Origin of the sequence: Paraburkholderia atlantica (assembly GCF_000092885.1) — a bacterium.
Taxonomy (GTDB): Bacteria; Pseudomonadota; Gammaproteobacteria; order Burkholderiales; family Burkholderiaceae; genus Paraburkholderia; species Paraburkholderia atlantica.
Genome location: NC_014119.1, coordinates 564,835 through 583,506 on the forward strand (window position 1 = coordinate 564,835; position 18,672 = coordinate 583,506).

Here is an 18,672-nt window from a genome sequence, read left to right on the forward strand (position 1 = left end):
CGCGGACTGTATTCCCACTGCGAAGATTGATAAACGCACGGCAAATGACAACAGAACCAATTATTATTGCGGAATGGACCTCCTCAAAGCGATGACCGTGTTCGTGCGCGTAGTCGAAAGCGGCAGCCTGACGGCGGCGGCGGTGGCGTGCGATCTGTCGCCGACGATGGTCGGCAACCACCTCCAGGCGCTGGAAACGCGGCTGGGCGCGACACTCATCCATCGCACCACGCGCAAGCAGCAGATCAGCGCGTTTGGGCAGACCTACTATGAACGATGCATCGAGATCCTCGGGCTGGTCGACGATTCTGAACGACTCGCGCTCGATCACCTCGCAACGCCACGCGGACGCCTGCGAGTGACCGCACCCGTCGTATTCAGCAACGAATGCCTGATGCCGGTGATCGCGGATTACTGCGAGCGCTACCCCGAGGTGAAGCTCGATATCGTCGCCACCGACGCGCTGTCGGACTTGCTCGACGACGGCTTCGAGGCGGCGGTTCGGATCGGCGCGCTGGGCAATCCGGATCTCGTCGCGCGGCGTCTGCAGCCGTACCGTCTGGTGTTGTGCGCGTCACGCGCGTATCTGGCAACGCACGGCACGCCATCTTCGCCCGACGCGCTGCGCTCACACCAGTGCCTGACGTACGCGTACCCACCGCGCTCGGAATGGCACGCGGCGCAGGCCGAATGGAGCTTGCAGGGTCCGGACGGCCGCGTGAGCGTACCGGTCGACGGCAGGCTGAGGATCGACAATTCGGAAGCGCTGCGACGGGCGGTGTTGCGCGGCCTTGGCATCGCGATGCTGCCCGAGGTTCTGGTGGCCGCGGACCTGCGAGCGAAGCGGCTGGTCGAAGTGCTGCCGGCATTTGCCGCGCCCGAGCGCCCGCTGAGCCTGCTGTATCTGCGTGAGCGGCAGACGTCGCCGAAGCTTCGGAGCTTTATTGAATTTATGGTCGAGCGCTTCGGCGCTGACGCGGCATCGCCCAACGGCGCTTGACCATCCCACTCTCAATGCGAATTCCGTTGCCGCCCGCGTAGGTTGTCCTGCACACGACGAGCAACCAGAACCGTCAGGTAGTCCGTGATTCGTGCACCTTCGCTGTATTCAATCCACGTCTGCGCGTACATCTGCGTGACCGTTTCCTCAGGCGTGTCGGTAGCGGCGGCAATCTGCCTGATGACTTCCTCGACGTTGCGCGTGACCATTGCTTGCTCCCAGCGTGCGGTGATGAAAGACCGTCACGCGCACGTTACCCGCCTCACTGCGGCCGTAACTTGATCTGAGTCAATTGATTTTGCCCATGACCGACCAAGAGCTGTTTGAGGCGGGTCGCAACGAGGCCTTCACTGAAACACCGGTTTTCCCGACGCATCCTTGACCTTGGTCTTCCACTGCCCGCGGATTTCCGACACGACCGAATCCGGCAGCGAGATGTAGTCGAGATCGCTGGCAGCCTGCCCGCCGTTCCTGAACGCCCAGTCGAAGAACTTCAGCGTTGCCGCGCCCTGCGCCGGCTTGTCTTGCGTCGCGTGCAGCAGCACGAAGGTCGCGCCGACGACCGGCCATGCGTCCTTGCCCGGCTCGTTGGTCAGGATCTGGTAGAACGACGTCTTCCAGTCCGCGCCGGAGGCGGCCGCCTTGAAGGTTTCGGTCTTCGGTGCAACCACGGCACCGGCCGAGTTCTTCAGGCTGGTGTAGACCATGTTGTTTTGCTTCGCATACGCCCACTCTACATAGCCGATCGCGCCCGGCAGGCGTTGCACGAAGGCGGCAACGCCGTCATTGCCCTTGCCGCCCGTACCGGTCGGCCAGTTCACCGTGGTGCCTTCGCCGACCTTCGACTTCCACTCCGGGTTCACCTTCGACAAGAAATTCGTCCAGATGAAGCTCGTGCCCGAACCGTCGGCGCGACGCACCACGGCGATGTCCGTATCCGGCAGTTTCATGCCCGAATTCAGCGCGGCGATCGCCGGATCGTTCCATTTCTTGATCTTGTTCAGATAGATGTCGCCCAGCACCGCGCCCGACAAAACCAGCTGGCCCGGCTTCACGCCCGGCAGGTTGACGACCGGCACGACGCCGCCGACCACCGTCGGGAATTGAAACAGGCCAGTCTTCGCCAGTTCGTCGTCCTTCATCGGCGCGTCGGAACCCGCGAAATCGACGGTCTTCGCGAGGATCTGCTTGATGCCGCCCGCTGAACCGATGCCCTGGTAGTTGACCTTGCCGCCCCCCGCCTTGTGGTAGGCGTCAGCCCACTTGTTATAGATCGGGGCTGCAAACGTGCTGCCCGCACCGGTGATGTCGACGGTTTGCGCTTGCGCGGCCGCAAGGGGTAGAGCAACGGCAAGAACTGCAATTCCTCGTTTGAACAGCATGGTTTGCCTCCACGAGATTGACTGACCGGATCAATGGTTGCAGCAAGCTTCGCTCCGCGACGCAATTCCTCAGCTACGCATCCCGGGGCCCAGGCTACCTCCGCTGGACACGCACAACTTGCGCCGGCGCGCGGTGTTCTTGCGATGATGCATTTCAAACCGCTCCAGCACGTCCGTGTCTGTATTGAGCTTTTCCAGAAGGTTTCGCCCATTGATCGGCGTCACGCACCCGGCACGGCTACCCATCGCTCGAACCTTCAAACTTAAGCACTTCAAGTTACATTCCGTTGACAGCCGCCGCGCTGCGTTCAGCGCGGCCGGAGCGCGGCATCGTTCCTGAAGCATTGTCCAGATGATCACGTTCGCGCATCTCGCCGAGTTTCGGGACATGCGTCCAGTCTGGCACATCGGCACGGAACGCCGGGCAGTACCGTCCTCGACCATGGCACCAGGTAGATGCCGCGCTTGAAATGACGCAACAGACAGAGGTCTAGCTTGGCAGGCCGGTTAACGAGCGGACGCTGACCGGCGATGATCAGTCAGTCGACACCCTTACGGGAAACGCCGACAATCTCGGCGTTGCAACGGGAGCGACGGGTGTGCAATACAACTACAATCGCGAAATCCCGCCGCACGTCCAGATTCTTAACGCACTCATCGCACAAGATATTTCGAGATGGAACTGATTCGGCAAATAACATCGGCTTATAAGTCGGGCGGTGCCCGAAACTTGCTAAGACGTGCCTTTAGTTACATTGATACACGCGCTCGCCTGAAGCTCTTCAGTGCAGCGCCACCGTTCCTCGGAAAACTAAAGAATGATTCAGCCGTAAAGATTCTTGCCAGGCAAGCAGGGGACGAACAATCAATCGAAATGTTGATGTGGCTCGTTCCAAATCTCAATTCGCTGAATTCGGATGATCGGTTGATCATTGCGGTTCCAAACTACTGGAAAAAGGTATTTGGAATGGTTCGTCCGTTGTTGTTGAACGGCAGGCTGGAACTGTGTCCTATCGGAGAATATTCTCCGCAGGTGAGCTTGATGGTAGTCAACCGCGCGATGTTGAATCAACTTCCGCCACAGTACGCAGAGACGATAGCGCAGATGCAAGTTCCGTTTGCGAATAGCGCGTATATCGTTATTGCCGACAGGAGTCTGCGCCTCAGCACCGTGCCCAATCCCGAGTCAGCGAGGCAACTCGCGGAGCAAGTGGCGAACAACAAGGCGCCGGGTGACGTAGTCATCGTCAGCAAGTACGGTTTTCAGTTTGCGGTACGAACTGGCACAATGGATGAGGGTATTGTCGATGAGGTGAGATCCGAATATCTCGACCAACTGTCGGGAATCGACTTTCAAGGCACTACCGTACTCGATCTCGGTGGCCATATCGGTTCGTTTTCTGTCCAGATCAGTGCGCTGTTGAAACAGCCCATGCAGATAATCATTGTCGAACCGGCACCTCGTAATGCTCAGTTGATTCGGAAGAACATCGAGCTAAACCAGCTGCAATCTTCGATTGAGCTTAGGGAGATGGCGGTTTCCTCGGAGTCTGGCGTGGGGACGCTGTTCATTAGCTCCGACAACACTGGCGGAAATAAGCTGAACATGGTTGAGCATTCCTCCGTGGAGACAGTCGAGGTCCCCGTAACGGATTTTCCGACGCTACTGGGGGGCTTTTCGTCGGAAGTCCTGGATCTGTTGAAGATTGATGTCGAAGGCTCGGAGCATGCCATATTGTTTCCGCACGGCCGATTGTTGTCGCAGAAAGTTCGCGTGATCGTTGGCGAGGCAGGCGGATCTGATAGGGGTCACGGTTTGGCATTCTTGCGGTTCCTCGAGCAAAATGGCTTTACTGTGAGCCATAAAGGCAACGAATCCCAGTTGGTTTTCCTGGCCGTTAATAAACATCTCAACTAGTGGGTGCCCTTGCGCACAGACGTGATGGCGCTCTACTCCATCACGCTGCTCAGCAGTTGAACTGCGTTATATTTATCCAGCTCTGCTTCTTAAGGCTATCCTCAGGTTTGAGAGGACAATAATATGCAAACTCCAGTGCGCCGAAGAACCATCTACCACACTATATGCAAAGGACTTACCCCTACAAAGGTTTCGAAATAACCGTTGAACTTGAGCCGGTGTGGGAGCCCTCAGGTCGTGCTGTGCCCTCACCTCCGAGGGGCTTCGTCGCAATCGTGTCTATTGGCGCGAAGGGATTGCCAACTTCGCTGGTATCTCCTACCCGCCTGATGAAAGACACCCAAAAACCGTTCGAAACGGAAGCGGCTGCACTCATGGCGGGCTGTAGCGCGGGTCAGCGGGTGATAGACGATACGCTCCTGCGGGAATGATTGTCATGGCAGTCCATATCGGACTCCCACGACGCGACCCGTTACGTTCTGACATGACTAGAGAAGCGCTTCACACATTCTTGACCGAATATTTCGATCTGGTCCTCGACCCCGCCGAACGGGGCAGTGCCCGTTCGTACTTTCTCGGGAAGGTGATGTGGCACCCATCGGCGACTACGCGAATCCTTCAAGTCCAATACGGCGCCAACCATCAGGTCAGTCATATCAAGCTCTGTGTGTCGTCGGACAACAATAACAGCGTGTTTGTGCCGTTGCCGATGAACTGGTCAGAACTTGGCCGGGCCGTGGCCGATGAGATTTTGCTGTATGCGCGGCAAAGGCCGGGGTACGGAATCGCCGAGTGACCGCTTAGCGGAAGACCAGTCGGTCGACTGCCATGACGGCATGGTTTTGCTCTAACAAACCCGCGCAGTTGCGCAGACTAAACTGCTGCTCGTTGCAACCTCGGCCGTGTGACCGCACCGATTCAGCGGCCCGTGCTGACAATCACCGGTGTGCGCGCATACGTCGTGCGAGGCGCTTACAGTGCGAGATCGCTTCGGCCCGAGAGGATACGCGGTCGATTTGCAAGCGCCGCAGCAAGCCGCGGGCATAGACCGCCGATAGGCACCTGGATGAACGCGCCGCTGCCGTCGATTTACGACGGTCGCGCTGGCCGCGTGCGAAGGTTACTGCGTATTTGTTGGCAGTGGAATGCCGCTGAGACTGTCCTTGATCGCAGCCAACACAGCGGGCATCACCGACTCACTGCCGCTCACAGCCCCTCCCAGCGCCTGCTGCACAGTGACGATCTTGTTTGCCTCATATCGACGGCCACTGCCCACGGCCTCTTCGAAGGCGTTGGCCCGCCGGTTCGCCTCATCCGGATCGGCGCTGACAAGCAATACGGCATGCGCGAGCACCAGATGGCCCTGCCCATCGCCCGTCCGCATCGCGGCTGGCGCCCGTCGCCAATACTGCGCCGTGCCAGCAATCTTGCGGGCGTCAGTGCTAGCTCCCCAAGCCAAATTGAAGCGACCGTCGCAAAATGAACCATACACTGCCTGGTGATGGGTCGTGACACCGATCACGCGCAGCGCGCTCCCGATAACTTCGCATAAGTGCAGATAGACCGGATCGCTCATTTTGCTCGGCTGCTGCGCGACGAAATAAGCCAGACTCAAATTTAGAATCCCGGGGCCCTGAGGTACGAGCCCACCGCCCGACATGCGTAGCCAGACGGGGCATCCGTCGCGAAAGAAAGCGGAGCGTGCGGATTCGAACTCGGGCTAACGCAGATAGCTGCGCGGTACCACCAAAGACTTCGGCGCTTCCCACAATTGAGCAACGGTGCGGCCACGGGCTGCCAGGTCCAGCAGTGTGTGCTCTGCCTGTAGGGGGTCGAGGACGGTCGGATCAGGCTTGATGAATTCGAATGTCATGATCAAAACACGAAACAGAGCAACTCACAGGACCGGTTGCAAGACGGAATGTCCAAAGCCCCGTCGTTTGCAACGAGGAATGTGACATCGGTTTCAAAGTCAGTCAACGTTCACGTAGAACGGGCGCGATGCTTCGGTGCAATCCATCTAACAGGTTGTTGAAAAGCACCTCGTCATGAGGACCGAAGCGATGGTAGGAGTGTTTCGCGTGCAATTTCCAACTGAAATCGGGATGCGCCGATCAGTTTGCGCAGGCAACGCGCCTGCGCGGGGATGCCAGGCCTCGCGGGCCGCGCGCGTCGGCGGCTCATTGCACCGCTCCGGTATGCATCGCGTCCATTATTCGCGCCATGCGCGTAAGATTGCTCGCGACCATTGTCAGCTTGAAGTGCTGGTCGACCCGCTTTATGCCGCTCGTCGTCTGGCCGCTTAGGCTTCTTGCAGAAATGCAATGCTTTCCTGATTGAATCTCTCTGGCTATCCATACTGTGCCCAGTGGTCACAGCCCTTGATTTCCACGAGCCATGCGTTCGGTGCGGTGCTGGCGATTGCATTGGCGTTGCTGAGAAACATATTGGGCCTTCATGCGCGGGTCGCGGTGAATCTCGAGGCGCACGCCAACCAGTTCATCGGATAGTGCCTCCGGGTCCAGAAGCAGCGCTTTCAGGGCAGCGGAAACGGTTTCCCCGCTCGGTTCGGCCGCGGCCGAAGAACGGCTCTTGCGCACAGCCTCGGCAAAGCGCCGCTCCTCTTCCGGATCGACGATGATGTTGAGGCGGGCTTCTGCTACGCCGCAGAGTTGCCATGCTGTGAAGCGCGCCTCGAAGGCAAAGTCACTGAACCAACCGCGGCATCATGATCGTCCCATAGTTGGGGCCGATGCCGTCCATCTGGCTGTTCTTGCAGTAGTTGGGATCGTTGCCCATCTGCACGGTGATCACTGCGTTGGAGCCGCTGCCTGTCTCGTTCAGGATGTGCAGGCACCCGAATGCGACGATCGGCGGAGTAGTCCCCTGTCCCCCCGTGACGTTGCTCACGACGGCTACCGTCACCCAGGCACAACTACCCGCCGAACCCGCCGGAATCTGACTACACGTTCCAACATTGTGGAACGCATTGCTATTCAGGCCCGTTTCGACATAGATCGGTTGGCCGATAGACATCGGACTCGCGTTTCCGCTCGTCATCAACCCGACTATGGCGTCGGAACCAAGCTGGCTGTTGGCAGAAGAGAGGGACGTCCATTGCCCTGCGTTGCAATTGGCGGCCTGGTACGACGCTCTGATCCCGAAGATGTACGGTTGACCGATCGTCTGCGGAATAGGCGTGCCGTTGTTGGCAGCTTGGGGGTCGGTTGTACTGGTAGCAAGAAGGGGGGAGTTGGTCGCCGAATTCCAGTAGGAGTTGTACAGGCATTGCGACATCACGATCGGGAACAGTGCCCCGGTTTCAGCGGTTCCCGGACTAGCCACGACCGCAGTCGCCGTCGCACTCGTCTTCAGCGACGCGACGTTCAGCACTTGCGCCAGATACACCGCGACGCTCCCATTGGAGTCGGTCCCGTCCTTGTGGACCGTCACCTGGACCGCGGGCACGATGTTTCCGCTTGCTACCGGCACGGTTGTCTGGGATACGCCGGCCGCAACATTGGTCACATTCACATAGCCGGTCGTGACATCCGATGAATGCAGTTGCACGGCCGCTCCCTGCACTTTGTTCTTCGGTCCGAACGAAACAGCCACGGTCTGCGAGTCGTTCCAATCCGGATTGGCGGCGCTCGCGTTGTTGCAACTAGCGTTGCTGGCTTGTGCATACAGGCACTGTGCCCCTGCAAGCGCCGCGGCGTCGGCGGCAGTCTGTGCCTGAGTGCGGGCCACCATCAGGTTGCCAATGTCGATCGCGAGCGCCGCGAAGCTTAGGAGCATCAGCAGCAGCAGGGCCACCATGATGGCCACCGCGCCCTTCTGCTTGTTCATCGATTTTGCGCGGCGCTGAGTACGCATGGTATGGACGGTACGCATGATGTTCTTCTTATTCGTTGTTCATCGTGGCCGTGGAGCTTAACGTGATCGGCCCAGTCAGCGGGTTCATCAGGGGGCCGAGCAGCAACCCGGTGAACGTGTACGAGACCTTGACCGCCAACGCGGTGCCGAACGACCCGCCTGCGTTGGTCACCGAGACCGACGGCGTGGGGTTTTTCGTCGCAAACGAAATCAGGTATGAGGACGTATAGCCGGTCACGACGCTCGTGATGTCCGTCGTCGTGGGCCTGGGACTCGTCAGTACGATGCCCGCCCGCGCGCCCTCCCTGGCGGCGTTGGTGATGACAGCCTGGTCGTACAGGGCCAGGCCGAACTCGACGATGCCGAACACGATCAGCAACAGAAGCGGAAGCACGAGCGCGGTTTCAACGGCCACCACGCCGTTTTGCTTTTTTTTCAGGTTCATCATTTGACTCCGTAGGCGGTCACGCAATATCACCGACAGCACCTTGCCGCTAAAGCTTGCGCTCTGCTCCGGACGCTGATTCGGTGGACGCGATCTTGAATTTCGCAAAGGCGCGGCTAGCGCCAGGGAATCGAAGTTGGGGTGACTGAACGGTATCGAGCCGGCGCATATCGACCTAACACCGATGACGCGGCACGTTTGATATATGATCGAATCGCGACGGTGCTCTTCGCTTGATTTCTCATGATGTCCCCCGACGATGAGTGCCACGCTCCGCATGTGATTGCTGAATGCGAAGGGCCTCTGGAAGCCATCTGGTTGTCATTTTGGCTTCCGTTTATAGCTCCAAAGCATACGAGCCCAATCGGGGAAATCTGCGCGCTTCCGCACAATTCTTCTGCAATAGCGGCAAATCGGCGATCGACGACAACACCTTGGAATTGTCCACCTTCTCTATGAGCAACAGGATCGCGCAGCTTTTCCGGCATCTGACGTCAGGTGTGTATGTGATCGGCGTAGCGGACGGCGAGCGCCGCAATGCGTTCACCGCGAGCTCGGTGATGCAGGTTTCGTTTGCACCATTGCTCGTCGCGCTCGGCATCAGTCCCGAGCATCAGTCGTACGAACTGCTGCGCAGCGGCGCGGTGTTTGCGATCAGCGTGTTGCGCGCGGATCAACAGAAGCTCGCCGAACACTTCGGCACGCAGTCGGGCCGCGCCGTCGACAAGCTCGCGACGACTCGCTGGCGTACCGGCGTGACCGGCGCGCCGCTATTGGTCGATGCGCTCGCGCATTTCGAATGCCGGATGGTCAATGACATCGCGGCGGGAGATCATCGGCTGGTAATCGGGCGTGTCGTCGATGGCGCGCTAGCCGGCGCGGGCGGAGAACCGCTGATCTATGCGCAGACTGGCAATCTCGACATGAGCGAGGACCTTTATCCCAGCACGTTTTCGTGATTGGTGGCGTGCTGGCCGCTCAATGCCAGTGCCCGCCATGTCCGCCGTGCCAGTGGCCGTAGTAGCCGCCATGATGATAGCCACCGCCCCAGTAGCCTCCGATCACCACTGACGGTCCCCACCATCCGTAGTAGCCAGCCCATGGATAACCGTATGGGTAGCCGTAGGGATAACCGTAATAGCCCGGATAACCGTAATACCCGGAATAGCCGTAATAAGCAGGCGCAGGAACCGCGACATAGGTGCAATCCTGTCCCGACAACGGCAGGTCGTTTGGCGCCCCATTCGCGGCGGCCGTCCCGCTTGCCGGCGTAGGCGCGTTGCCGGTCGCTGATTCCGTGGTGGCGGTGGCCGTACCGCTGGTGCAGGCGTAATAACCACCCGCTCCCGGATAGTACGAATAAGGACCGTAATAGACGCAGCCGCACAGCGCAAATACGCCCGCCACGCCAGTGCATAGACCAACGATTCCACAACGCATGATCGCTCCCCTATCCGGGTGCAGCGCGGCCGTCTCGACACGGCATGGTTTTATTCTAGTCGTCGAATCTTGCATCAGGTACGGGTCTTGCGCACCACAGGTATTCCGTGGAAATAGGAGTTTCGACATGGACCCGCTCGATTCCCTCGACCCGAACGCCTCCGTGACTCCCGCACAGACGGCCACCGGCGCACGTATCGCCGGCAGCGGCGTCGGCGATGGTCCCGGACCCGAGGTAATGGCCGCCGCCACCCTCGACGGCAACAAGGTAATTTCTTCCGATGACCAGGACCTCGGCAAGATTTCCGACATCATGCTCGATGTGCGCAGCGGTCGCATCGCGTATGCGGTGCTGACGGAGGGCGCTATTCTCGGCCTCGGCGGCACCTTGCACGCGATTCCCTGGCGCGCGCTGACGCTCGACACGGACCGCAAGTGCTTCCAGCTGGACGCCACGGCCGAGCAGGTGAAAAGCTCGCCGGGCTTCGACAAGGACCATTGGCCGGCGATGGCCGATCGCGAATGGGGCACGTCGGTCCACCAGTTCTATCATCGCGAACCGTACTGGGAAGCCACGCGCGGTGTCGTCGAAAGCGATCCCGCGGCACGTATCGATCCGACGACCGGGCTCTGAAGGCCCCCATCCCGGCGCTCCGGCACCGCTATCTCACGCACGCCAACCTTGTTGCGACGAGCACACGAGGCGCGGCGTGCGGCAAAGGAGAAACGACGATGATCCGACGCGCACTAATCAATCGAAAGAACATTTCCTTCGTGGCGTGGGTGGCAATCGGCACGGGTTCGGTGTTTCTCAGCCTTGCGCTTCCGCTGCCCGCGCTGGGCGCATTCGTGGTCGGCGCGTGTTGCGCGTATGCGGGGCGTCCCGGGCGGCGGCAGGGTGCGAACCCGGTCGCCGGCCTGCTGGAGTACAAGCAACCAGAGATCGTCGTCGACGTGAATCAGCAACCACCGCCAATAAATTCGACGCACGAGGCGAGCGAGACGGAAGACGCAGCTGCGACGCGTTGAAGTGCCGCATTCGCACGCTCGCCGCCGGGCGGCCACTCACACACATCAAAGCCGATAAACCCGCTCGGCGTTGTCGTGAAACAGCGCACGTTGCCCTCGCGCTGAAAAGTCCTTCGTAATAGGCTTGAACGCGTTGAAGACCGCGTCGTAACGGCTGAACGGCTTGTCGACCGGGAAGTTGCTCGCGAACATGCAGCGCTCCATGCCGAACGCCTCGATCGCGCACAGCACGTACGGGCGAATGCTGTCGACAGCGTTTTCGCACCCAACGACGCCCGCGCGAAATTGGGGCGAAGGCGCACGAACCAAACAGGCAAAAGGCGGCGAAGGAAAAACCGGATAATGCATGGCGGTCCGTCGTGGGCAGTGGTGCACTGCGCCATATCGGTATCGGTGCGGCTTACGAACAGAATGGCAGTGCGCATCACTCGCGAACAAGGCGGTTTCATCCAACTGCAACTGCAACTGAAAGAAATTTCACTATGCGCATCCCACCGCTGAAGGCGATCATCGCGTTCGAAAGCGTTGCCCGCACGAAAAGCGTGAATCGCGCGGCCGACGAACTTGGCCTGACCGCGTCGGCGGTGAGCCATCAGCTGAGCAACCTCGAATCGATCATTGGGCAGGCGCTGTTCCAGCGCTCCGGCCGCGGCCTCGTGCTGACGCCGACCGGCGAGCGTTATCTGGCCGACGTGACGGGCTCGCTCGCCGACTTGAGCCGCGCGACCGAACGCGCGTCGAGCCGTACCGACGTCGAGATCCTGCGCGTGCATTCGAGCCCGAGCTTCGGCCTGATGTGGCTGCTGCCGCGACTGTCGTCGTTCCAGGAAGCGAACGACGACATCCAGCTGAACGTCGCCTGCTCATACGAAAACGTGTCGTTCTCGAACGGCTTCTACGACATCGACGTGCGCCACGGCTACGGCAACTGGACCAATGTCGAAGTCAAAACGGTGCGTGGCGAGTTCATCGCGCCGCTCGCGTCGCCGAAGTACCTCGCGCGACACCCTGTGAAGACGCCGGAAGACCTGCTGTCGCATCGGCTGATTTATTCGGAGTCGCCGCTCGTGCAGTGGAAACAGTGGTTCGGCAGGACCGGTGTCTCCGCGGCGCACAAGACCTTCGACTTCTCGTTCGACCGCTCGTACATGTCGCTCGAAACCGCGGCACTCGGGTTGGGCATCGCGCTCGAAAGCCTGATGCTCGCATCGGTGAAGATACGCGAAGGCCTGCTCGTGCCCGTGTTCGACGCCAGCTTCGCGGTCGAAGTCGGTGCCCATCATCTCGTCTATCCGGCGCAGAACGCGGACCTGCCGCGCGTCGAGCGCTTCCTTGCGTGGATCGAGCGCGAAGCGGCTGCCTACTTGCGGGGCTGAATCCGGGGTTTCGTTTGCGTCCGGTTGCACGCCTGGCATAGCGCGGGGCGTGCGCTGCATCCGTCATCTGAATTTTTCTCAGCTATTGCTGAGCGTTTCCGCGTTGATGCGGGCGCCTCGCGAGCCGACACTCTGGGCACCAGTCAACACACAGGAGACAAATCATGTTGCTCGAGAACCGGACCATCATCGTGACGGGCGCGGCGTCGCCGCGAGGCATCGGCAAGGCCACGGCCCGCGCGCTGGCCGCGCAAGGCGCACGCGTCGTGATCCTCGATCTGCGCCGCGAAGATGCGCAAAGCGCGGCCGCCGATCTCGGCGCGAAGCATCTCGGTCTGGCATGCGACGTAACCGACAAGGACGCCTGCATCGCGGCCGCGCGCGAGACGCTGCAGCGCTTCGGACGCATCGACGGTCTCGTCAACAACGCGGGTATCACGCAGCCGGTGCGCACGCTCGAGATCGGCGGCAAGGACTTCGACGCGATCGTCGACGTCAATCTGCGCGGCACGCTGTACATGTCGCAAGCGGTGCTTCCGGCGATGAAGGAGCAGAACGGCGGCAGCATCGTCTGCATGTCCTCGGTCTCGGCGCAGCGCGGCGGCGGCATCTTCGGCGGCCCGCACTACAGCGCCGCGAAAGCGGGTGTGCTCGGTCTCGCCAAGGCGATGGCGCGTGAGTTCGGCGCGAACCATATCCGTGTGAACTCGATCACGCCGGGCCTCATCCATACCGATATCACCGGCGACAAACTAACCCCCGCGATGCGCGACGACATCATCAAAGGCATTCCGCTCGGCCGGCTCGGTGACGCCGCGGACGTCGCGAACGCGTGCCTGTTTCTGCTGAGCGACCTGTCGAGCTACCTGACGGGCATCACGCTCGACGTCAACGGCGGCATGCTGATTCACTGACACACTGCGCGCCGCCACACGGCGCAAGCAACGCACCCGGAACACTATCCGGGGCACATGGTACGTGGCCGCGGACACGCGCAGCAGCGCCTGCCGTGGCCCACCCAGGAGACATCGATGAAAGCGAAATACACCGCGACCGTTGCAGGCGACGTGATACCGCGAAACGGCAAGCTCACGTTCGAAGCGCGGACCTATGCGAAAGTCGCCCGGCGGCTGATTCCATTCCTGATGCTGTGCTACCTCGGCGCGTACCTGGATCGCGTGAACGTCGGCTTCGCGAAGCTGCAGATGCTCAACGATCTGCAGTTCAGCGAAACGGTGTATGGGATGGGCGCCGGCATCTTCTTTCTCGGCTACTTCCTTTTCGAGGTGCCGAGCAACGTGATCCTCCACCGCGTCGGTGCGCGCCGCTGGCTCGCGCGGATCATGCTGACGTGGGCCGTCATCTCCGCGAGCTTCGTGTTCGTCAGAACACCTACGGCGTTCTATGTGCTGAGGTTTCTGCTCGGCGTGGCCGAAGCGGGCTTTGCGCCCGGCGTGATCCTTTACCTGACCTACTGGTTCCCGGCGGAGCGTCGCGCCAAAGCGTTGTCGCTGTTCTTCATGGCGATTCCGCTCGCGGGCATCATCGGTGGACCGCTGTCCGGCGCGATCATGCATTCGCTTCACGGCGCGTTGTCGATGTCGGGCTGGAAATGGCTGTTCCTGCTCGAGGCGCTGCCATCGCTCGTGCTCGGCATCGCGATTCTGCTGTATCTCGATGACGGCATCGCCAAAGCGAAGTGGTTGAACGATGCGGAGAAAACGCTGCTCACACGCAACGTCGCGAACGATGCGCAACAGACGGTCACGCACGTGTCGATCCGCGAGTTCATCGGCGACCGGCGCCTGTGGCTGATGGCGGCGATCTACTTCTGCGTGGTGCTGGGCCAGTACGGCCTGACGTTCTGGCTGCCCACGATCATCCGCAAGGCCGGCGTCGCCGATCCGTTGTGGGTCGGCCTGTTCACCGCGATTCCATATCTGTGCGCGATCGTCGCGTTGCCGCTGATCGGCATGAGCGCGGACCGTCGCCGCGAGCGCCGCTTTCACCTGGCGATTCCGATGCTGGTCGCCGCCGCTGGCTTCGCGACGTTGCCGCTGCTTGGCAGCGTCGGCGCGTCGATCGTGTGCCTGAGCGTTGCGTCGGCAGGCATTCTCGCTTCGTCGTCGCAGTTCTGGTCGCTGCCGACCGCGCTGCTCGGCGGCATGTCCGCGGCGGCCGGTATCGCCGCGGTGAACTGCTTCGCGAATCTGGCGGGCTTCTTCTCTCCGGCGATCGTCGGCTGGCTCAACGATCTGACCGGCAAGTCCACCGCCGGGCTGATCTTCATTTCCGCCGCGGTGACGCTGGGCGCCTTGCTGGTCTTTCTGGTGCCCGCGCGATCCGTGAACCGATGAACCTCTCTTTCGACCTGCTACAGGAGTTACCGATGGACACTGAGACCATCACCGAGTCGGTCACGCTCGCCGAGCGTGCATACCGCATCCGCCGCAACGCGTTGCTGATGGGCGAAGTACAGGGCCAGGGCTATATCGGCCAGGCGCTCGACATCGCCGACGTGCTGGCCGTCGCCTACTTCGGCGCGATGCGTTACCGCGCCGAAGACCCCGAATGGGAAGGCCGCGACCGCTTCCTGCTGTCGAATGGCCACTATGCGATTGCTTTATACGCAGCGCTGTTCGAAGCCGGCATCCTGCCCGCCGATGAACTCGAAACCTACGGCAGCGACGACAGCCGCCTGCCGATGTCCGGCATGGCGAGCTACACGCCGGGCATGGAGATGTCGGGCGGCTCGCTCGGCCAGGGGCTGACGATCGCCGTAGGCCGCTGCCTCGGATTGAAGCGCAAAGCGTCGGACTCCTTCGTCTACACGCTGTTCTCCGACGGCGAACTCGACGAAGGCGCGGTCTGGGAAGGCCTGATGTCGGCCGCGCACTGGAAGCTCGATAACCTGATCGCGCTCGTCGACGTGAACAACCAGCAGGCCGACGGCCCGTCGACGCAGATCATGGCGTTCGAGCCGCTCGTCGACAAGCTCGAAGCGTTCGGCTGGTACACGCAACGCGTGGACGGCAACGACATCGACGCGGTGAAGCGCGCCTTCGATAACGCGCGGCATCACGACAAGCCGCAACCGCGCATCATCGTCTGCGATACGAAGATGGGCTGCGGCGTGCCGTTCCTCGAAGCACGCGAGAGGAATCATTTCATCCGCGTCGATGCACACGAATGGCAACTCGCGCTCGAAGCGCTCGAAGCCGGGAGACAAGCATGAGTACCGTTGCAAATAAGCCGCGCCTGAAGACCTCGGCGATGATCGCGTCGATTGCGGCCGAAGGACAGGTCACGCGTTCCGCGCCGTTCGGTCATGCGCTGGTCGAACTGGCGCGCACGAAGGCGAACGTGATCGGCATGACGGCCGACCTCGGCAAGTACACCGATCTGCATATCTTCGCGAAGGAATTTCCGGACCGCTACTACCAGATGGGCATGGCCGAGCAACTGCTGATGGGCGCGGCCGCCGGCTTCGCGCACGAAGGCGCGCAGCCGTTCGTCACGACCTACGCGGTGTTCGGAACGCGCCGCGCGTACGACTTCATTCATCAAACGATCGCCGAAGACAATCTCGACGTGAAGCTCGTCTGTGCGTTGCCGGGCCTGACGACCGGCTACGGTCCGAGTCACCAGGCGGCCGAAGACCTCGCGCTGATGCGCGCGATGCCGAACATGACGGTGATCGATCCGTGCGACGCGCTCGATATCGAGCAGATGGTGCCGGCCATTGCCGCACACAAAGGGCCGGTCTATGCGCGCCTGTTGCGCGGCAACGTGCCCGCCGTGCTCGACGAATACGGCTATCGCTTCGAACTGGGCAAGGCGAAGCTGCTGCGCGACGGCAACGACGTGCTGCTGATCTCGTCGGGGATCATGACGATGCGCTCGCTCGAAGTCGCGAGGACTCTGGAGGCAGACAACGTCGGCGTGGCGGTGCTGCACGTGCCGACCATCAAGCCGCTCGACACCGCGACGATCCTGCGTGAAGCGAAGCGCACGGGCCGCATGGTGATCGTCGCGGAGAACCATACGGTGATCGGCGGACTCGGCGAAGCCGTAGCACGCACGCTGCTCAGCGCTGGAGTTACGCCGCCGTTCCGGCAAATCGCGTTGCCCGACGAGTTCCTCGCTGCCGGTGCGCTGCCGACGCTGCACGATCGCTATGGCATCTCGACTAACGCGATGGCTACATCGATCAAAACGTGGCTCGGTTGACGACGCACATTGTCATGACACCGCGCGGGCCTCGTCGGCGTCACACCCCGATGGTCCGCGTCGTCTTCAACGAGATCCATGTCATGCCTTCGCGCAGACCTTCGAGTACCGCCTCTCTTTCCACGGCGAACACCTGCGATTGCTGAAAGGTGCGTTCGAAGTCACCTTCGGGCGACACATGTTTGACTTGGATCGTCGCCCGAAATCCGCCCTCTTGCGTCTCCTCCGTGTGGACACTCACGGACCAGGTTCCTTGCTGCGCGTTTGCTGATATGGCCATTGGATGCTCCTCGGGTTGTCGCGAGCGGCTGCCACCATCAGCGTAAGGCCGTGCAACACCTGTCTCGTTGATCCAGGTCAAGCGTCGACGCGACCCGTGAGTCACGCTCGACGTCAATCGCTCGCCGATGCCTTCAGCTTCGCTTCAGATTCGCGCGATCGCGTGAAAACCCTGCCGGGAAACCGCGCAACGACCCGTGCATGCGACATGCTGAGAGCGCCTCCATGCACCGCGCGCGCATCGATTTCGCGCCCCTCGCGCCGAGGTTTCGCGGTAAGCTTTTGCGACGTACCCGCGTCACGAGTTGGTGCCGGTGCGGCAACGCTGCCGTCATGATCGACGAACGCCGGGGTTCATCATGTGGTACGCCTTTATCGATGCACAACAACGCCTCGCTCGCGCGATGGTCGGGGGAGTTCTAACCGAATCGGCGTCGATGCCGAGCGCACAAGCGGGCTGGCTCAGCCCGAATCATGCGGCCGACGCGTTCAGCCACTGGCTGCTGAGGTCGACCTGCGCGTTCGAGCGAACGCCGCCATTCGCGATCCACTCGGTTGCCGTCGACGGCGGCCGCGTGAGCGTCGACGAAAGCGTCGTCGCCTCGTTGCCGCTCGGCGCGCTGCTCAGGTTCAAGCGCAACCTGCCCACGCCACCTACCGAAACAAAACCGCCAGTGCTGTTGTGCGCGCCGCTCGCCGGACATCACTCGGTGATGCTGCGCGAGACCGTCGAGACGCTGCTCGAAGAACGTGACGTATTCGTGACCGATTGGGCCGATGCGCGCGACGTACCGCTCGAAGCGGGCCCGCTATCGCTCGACGACTACGTGCAGGCGCTCGATAGCTTCATCGGCACCGCCCGCGCGTTCGGCTCACCGGTTCATGTGGTCGCGATCTGTCAGGCGAGCGTGCCCGCGCTCGGCGCCGCGGCGCTGCTCGCCATGGACGAGGCCGCGGCGATCGCGAGCATCTCGTTGCTGGGCGGCCCGATCGATACCCGTTTGAACCCGACCGTTACAGACCGCTTCGCGAGTTCGCATACGCTTGAGTGGTTTCATGATCACGTGATCGACATCGTTCCACCGCCCTATCGCGGCGCGGGACGTCTCGTGTATCCGGGATTCATCCAGCAAGCCGCGATTTTTGCCGCGCATCCGGAGCGGCAGTTGCGACTCGAAGCGGATTACTGGTCCCGATGGCTCGCCGGCGACATGCCCGGTGCGCAGCGGGCGCTGCGCTCGGCAAACGAGTATGCGGCGGTCCTCGATATGACGGAGTGCTACTTCCTCGACATGCTTCGTGTGGTGTTTCACGAGCATCTGTTGCCGCGCGATCTGTGGTCGGTCGCCGGGCGCCGGGTGCGGATCGCCGCGCTGCGCGATACCCCGCTGTGCACGATCGAGGGCGACAGCGACGAGATCACCGGCGCGGGGCAAACGCATTGCGCGCATGCGCTGTGCGATACATCGCCGATGCGACCCGCGCGGCAGCTCACCATCGAGCAGTGCAATCACTATGACCTGTTCATCGGGCCGCGATGGCGCGATGCGGTTCATCCGGGGCTCCGCGAATTCTGGCGTGATGTCGAACACGCCGCGTCGGAGGTTTGCCAGCCGCGCCGCGCGGCCAGTGGTTCTGCAAACCGCAGATCGGCGTGAGGTGGCCGCGAAAACGTCGGCAGTCCGCGCGTCACGTCG

The 18,672-nt window shown here is 61.5% G+C and carries 20 protein-coding genes and 1 pseudogene; 12 read left to right on the forward strand and 9 right to left on the reverse strand.

The window, feature by feature from the left end:
* Window positions 1–73: 73 nt before the first annotated feature.
* Window positions 74–1,000, forward strand: a complete 927-nt coding sequence (locus tag BC1002_RS30145) for a LysR family transcriptional regulator (RefSeq protein ID WP_041735649.1) — start codon at window positions 74–76, stop codon at window positions 998–1,000.
* A gap of 11 nt (window positions 1,001–1,011) precedes the next feature.
* Here BC1002_RS30145 and BC1002_RS30150 read toward each other — a convergent pair whose 3' ends face one another.
* Window positions 1,012–1,209, reverse strand: a complete 198-nt coding sequence (locus BC1002_RS30150; RefSeq protein WP_013093760.1) for a DUF3562 domain-containing protein — start codon at window positions 1,207–1,209, stop codon at window positions 1,012–1,014.
* A 138-nt stretch (window positions 1,210–1,347) separates the two neighbouring features.
* Window positions 1,348–2,382: a phosphate ABC transporter substrate-binding protein PstS gene (pstS, locus tag BC1002_RS30155; protein ID WP_013093761.1), complete on the reverse strand. Its 1,035-nt coding sequence runs from the start codon at window positions 2,380–2,382 to the stop codon at window positions 1,348–1,350.
* A gap of 676 nt (window positions 2,383–3,058) precedes the next feature.
* Here pstS and BC1002_RS30160 point away from each other — a divergent pair.
* Both BC1002_RS30160 and BC1002_RS30170 read left to right on the forward strand, forming a co-directional pair.
* Window positions 3,059–4,300, forward strand: coding sequence for an FkbM family methyltransferase (locus BC1002_RS30160; RefSeq protein ID WP_238538077.1), 1,242 nt, complete (start codon window positions 3,059–3,061; stop codon window positions 4,298–4,300).
* Between the two features lie 436 nt (window positions 4,301–4,736).
* Window positions 4,737–5,096, forward strand: a complete 360-nt coding sequence (locus tag BC1002_RS30170; protein WP_013093765.1) for a hypothetical protein — start codon at window positions 4,737–4,739, stop codon at window positions 5,094–5,096.
* A 324-nt stretch (window positions 5,097–5,420) separates the two neighbouring features.
* Here BC1002_RS30170 and BC1002_RS30175 read toward each other — a convergent pair.
* The 4 genes and pseudogenes from BC1002_RS30175 to BC1002_RS30185 all read right to left on the reverse strand — a co-directional run bounded on the left by BC1002_RS30175 (window position 5,421) and on the right by BC1002_RS30185 (window position 8,624).
* Window positions 5,421–6,173, reverse strand: a pseudogene (locus tag BC1002_RS30175) (lipoyl protein ligase domain-containing protein).
* A 499-nt stretch (window positions 6,174–6,672) separates the two neighbouring features.
* Window positions 6,673–6,900, reverse strand: a complete 228-nt coding sequence (locus tag BC1002_RS38060) for a hypothetical protein (RefSeq protein ID WP_157874820.1) — start codon at window positions 6,898–6,900, stop codon at window positions 6,673–6,675.
* A gap of 106 nt (window positions 6,901–7,006) precedes the next feature.
* Window positions 7,007–8,194 carry a pilus assembly protein TadG-related protein gene (locus tag BC1002_RS30180; RefSeq protein ID WP_013093766.1) on the reverse strand — a complete coding sequence of 396 codons (1,188 nt, stop codon included), beginning with the start codon at window positions 8,192–8,194 and terminating at the stop codon, window positions 7,007–7,009.
* Window positions 8,195–8,204: 10 nt separating this feature from the next.
* Window positions 8,205–8,624: a TadE/TadG family type IV pilus assembly protein gene (locus BC1002_RS30185; RefSeq protein ID WP_018436008.1), complete on the reverse strand. Its 420-nt coding sequence runs from the start codon at window positions 8,622–8,624 to the stop codon at window positions 8,205–8,207.
* Between the two features lie 452 nt (window positions 8,625–9,076).
* Here BC1002_RS30185 and BC1002_RS30190 point away from each other — a divergent pair, with 452 nt between their 5' ends.
* Window positions 9,077–9,580, forward strand: a complete 504-nt coding sequence (locus BC1002_RS30190; RefSeq protein ID WP_041735654.1) for a flavin reductase family protein — start codon at window positions 9,077–9,079, stop codon at window positions 9,578–9,580.
* Window positions 9,581–9,599: 19 nt separating this feature from the next.
* On the opposite strand, the gene BC1002_RS30195 is transcribed toward BC1002_RS30190, so the two are convergent.
* Window positions 9,600–10,190: a hypothetical protein gene (locus tag BC1002_RS30195; RefSeq protein ID WP_238538078.1), complete on the reverse strand. Its 591-nt coding sequence runs from the start codon at window positions 10,188–10,190 to the stop codon at window positions 9,600–9,602.
* Between BC1002_RS30195 and BC1002_RS30200 the strand changes: the two genes are divergently transcribed.
* Window positions 10,189–10,695, forward strand: coding sequence for a PRC-barrel domain-containing protein (locus BC1002_RS30200; RefSeq protein ID WP_013093770.1), 507 nt, complete (start codon window positions 10,189–10,191; stop codon window positions 10,693–10,695). The genes BC1002_RS30195 and BC1002_RS30200 overlap by 2 nt on opposite strands.
* Before the next feature lie 98 nt (window positions 10,696–10,793).
* Entirely contained in the window at window positions 10,794–11,090 is a 297-nt protein-coding gene (locus BC1002_RS30205) for a hypothetical protein (RefSeq protein ID WP_013093771.1), read from the forward strand.
* A gap of 45 nt (window positions 11,091–11,135) precedes the next feature.
* On the opposite strand, the gene BC1002_RS30210 is transcribed toward BC1002_RS30205, so the two are convergent.
* Complete coding sequence (locus BC1002_RS30210) at window positions 11,136–11,543, reverse strand: amidohydrolase family protein (protein WP_238538079.1); 408 nt, start codon at window positions 11,541–11,543, stop codon at window positions 11,136–11,138.
* A 29-nt stretch (window positions 11,544–11,572) separates the two neighbouring features.
* Between BC1002_RS30210 and BC1002_RS30215 the strand changes: the two genes are divergently transcribed.
* The 5 genes from BC1002_RS30215 (at window position 11,573) to BC1002_RS30235 (ending at window position 16,696) form a co-directional block, all read left to right on the forward strand.
* The gene (locus tag BC1002_RS30215; RefSeq protein ID WP_013093772.1) at window positions 11,573–12,466 is read left to right on the forward strand and encodes a LysR substrate-binding domain-containing protein; all 894 of its coding nucleotides are present in this window, start codon (window positions 11,573–11,575) and stop codon (window positions 12,464–12,466) included.
* Between the two features lie 164 nt (window positions 12,467–12,630).
* Entirely contained in the window at window positions 12,631–13,380 is a 750-nt protein-coding gene (locus BC1002_RS30220; protein WP_013093773.1) for an SDR family NAD(P)-dependent oxidoreductase, read from the forward strand.
* A gap of 117 nt (window positions 13,381–13,497) precedes the next feature.
* The gene (locus tag BC1002_RS30225; RefSeq protein WP_013093774.1) at window positions 13,498–14,823 is read left to right on the forward strand and encodes an MFS transporter; all 1,326 of its coding nucleotides are present in this window, start codon (window positions 13,498–13,500) and stop codon (window positions 14,821–14,823) included.
* Window positions 14,824–14,855: 32 nt separating this feature from the next.
* A complete protein-coding gene (locus tag BC1002_RS30230; RefSeq protein WP_013093775.1) occupies window positions 14,856–15,701 on the forward strand; it encodes a transketolase in 846 nt (281 codons plus the stop codon).
* Complete coding sequence (locus BC1002_RS30235) at window positions 15,698–16,696, forward strand: transketolase family protein (protein WP_013093776.1); 999 nt, start codon at window positions 15,698–15,700, stop codon at window positions 16,694–16,696. Before BC1002_RS30230 ends, BC1002_RS30235 begins: the two co-directional genes overlap by 4 nt.
* 40 nt (window positions 16,697–16,736) lie before the next feature.
* Here the strand turns inward: BC1002_RS30235 and BC1002_RS30240 are convergent, their stop codons facing one another.
* Window positions 16,737–16,976: a hypothetical protein gene (locus BC1002_RS30240; protein WP_013093777.1), complete on the reverse strand. Its 240-nt coding sequence runs from the start codon at window positions 16,974–16,976 to the stop codon at window positions 16,737–16,739.
* 358 nt (window positions 16,977–17,334) lie between these two features.
* On the opposite strand from BC1002_RS30240, the gene phaZ reads away from it, so the two are divergent.
* The gene (gene phaZ / locus BC1002_RS30245; RefSeq protein WP_013093778.1) at window positions 17,335–18,633 is read left to right on the forward strand and encodes a polyhydroxyalkanoate depolymerase; all 1,299 of its coding nucleotides are present in this window, start codon (window positions 17,335–17,337) and stop codon (window positions 18,631–18,633) included.
* The last annotated feature ends 39 nt before the right edge of the window (window positions 18,634–18,672 follow it).

What these genes read in the sequence shown, in the direction of transcription:
- BC1002_RS30145 (WP_041735649.1), top strand. Translation starts at nt 74, where the DNA reads ATGGACCTCCTCAAAGCGATGACCGTGTTCGTGCGCGTAGTCGAAAGC.
- BC1002_RS30150 (WP_013093760.1), bottom strand. Translation starts at nt 1,209, where the DNA reads ATGGTCACGCGCAACGTCGAGGAAGTCATCAGGCAGATTGCCGCCGCT.
- pstS (WP_013093761.1), bottom strand. Translation starts at nt 2,382, where the DNA reads ATGCTGTTCAAACGAGGAATTGCAGTTCTTGCCGTTGCTCTACCCCTT.
- BC1002_RS30160 (WP_238538077.1), top strand. Translation starts at nt 3,059, where the DNA reads ATGGAACTGATTCGGCAAATAACATCGGCTTATAAGTCGGGCGGTGCC.
- BC1002_RS30170 (WP_013093765.1), top strand. Translation starts at nt 4,737, where the DNA reads ATGGCAGTCCATATCGGACTCCCACGACGCGACCCGTTACGTTCTGAC.
- BC1002_RS30180 (WP_013093766.1), bottom strand. Translation starts at nt 8,194, where the DNA reads ATGCGTACCGTCCATACCATGCGTACTCAGCGCCGCGCAAAATCGATG.
- BC1002_RS30185 (WP_018436008.1), bottom strand. Translation starts at nt 8,624, where the DNA reads ATGATGAACCTGAAAAAAAAGCAAAACGGCGTGGTGGCCGTTGAAACC.
- BC1002_RS30190 (WP_041735654.1), top strand. Translation starts at nt 9,077, where the DNA reads ATGAGCAACAGGATCGCGCAGCTTTTCCGGCATCTGACGTCAGGTGTG.
- BC1002_RS30200 (WP_013093770.1), top strand. Translation starts at nt 10,189, where the DNA reads ATGGACCCGCTCGATTCCCTCGACCCGAACGCCTCCGTGACTCCCGCA.
- BC1002_RS30195 (WP_238538078.1), bottom strand. Translation starts at nt 10,190, where the DNA reads ATGTCGAAACTCCTATTTCCACGGAATACCTGTGGTGCGCAAGACCCG.
- BC1002_RS30205 (WP_013093771.1), top strand. Translation starts at nt 10,794, where the DNA reads ATGATCCGACGCGCACTAATCAATCGAAAGAACATTTCCTTCGTGGCG.
- BC1002_RS30215 (WP_013093772.1), top strand. Translation starts at nt 11,573, where the DNA reads ATGCGCATCCCACCGCTGAAGGCGATCATCGCGTTCGAAAGCGTTGCC.
- BC1002_RS30220 (WP_013093773.1), top strand. Translation starts at nt 12,631, where the DNA reads ATGTTGCTCGAGAACCGGACCATCATCGTGACGGGCGCGGCGTCGCCG.
- BC1002_RS30225 (WP_013093774.1), top strand. Translation starts at nt 13,498, where the DNA reads ATGAAAGCGAAATACACCGCGACCGTTGCAGGCGACGTGATACCGCGA.
- BC1002_RS30230 (WP_013093775.1), top strand. Translation starts at nt 14,856, where the DNA reads ATGGACACTGAGACCATCACCGAGTCGGTCACGCTCGCCGAGCGTGCA.
- BC1002_RS30235 (WP_013093776.1), top strand. Translation starts at nt 15,698, where the DNA reads ATGAGTACCGTTGCAAATAAGCCGCGCCTGAAGACCTCGGCGATGATC.
- BC1002_RS30240 (WP_013093777.1), bottom strand. Translation starts at nt 16,976, where the DNA reads ATGGCCATATCAGCAAACGCGCAGCAAGGAACCTGGTCCGTGAGTGTC.
- phaZ (WP_013093778.1), top strand. Translation starts at nt 17,335, where the DNA reads ATGTGGTACGCCTTTATCGATGCACAACAACGCCTCGCTCGCGCGATG.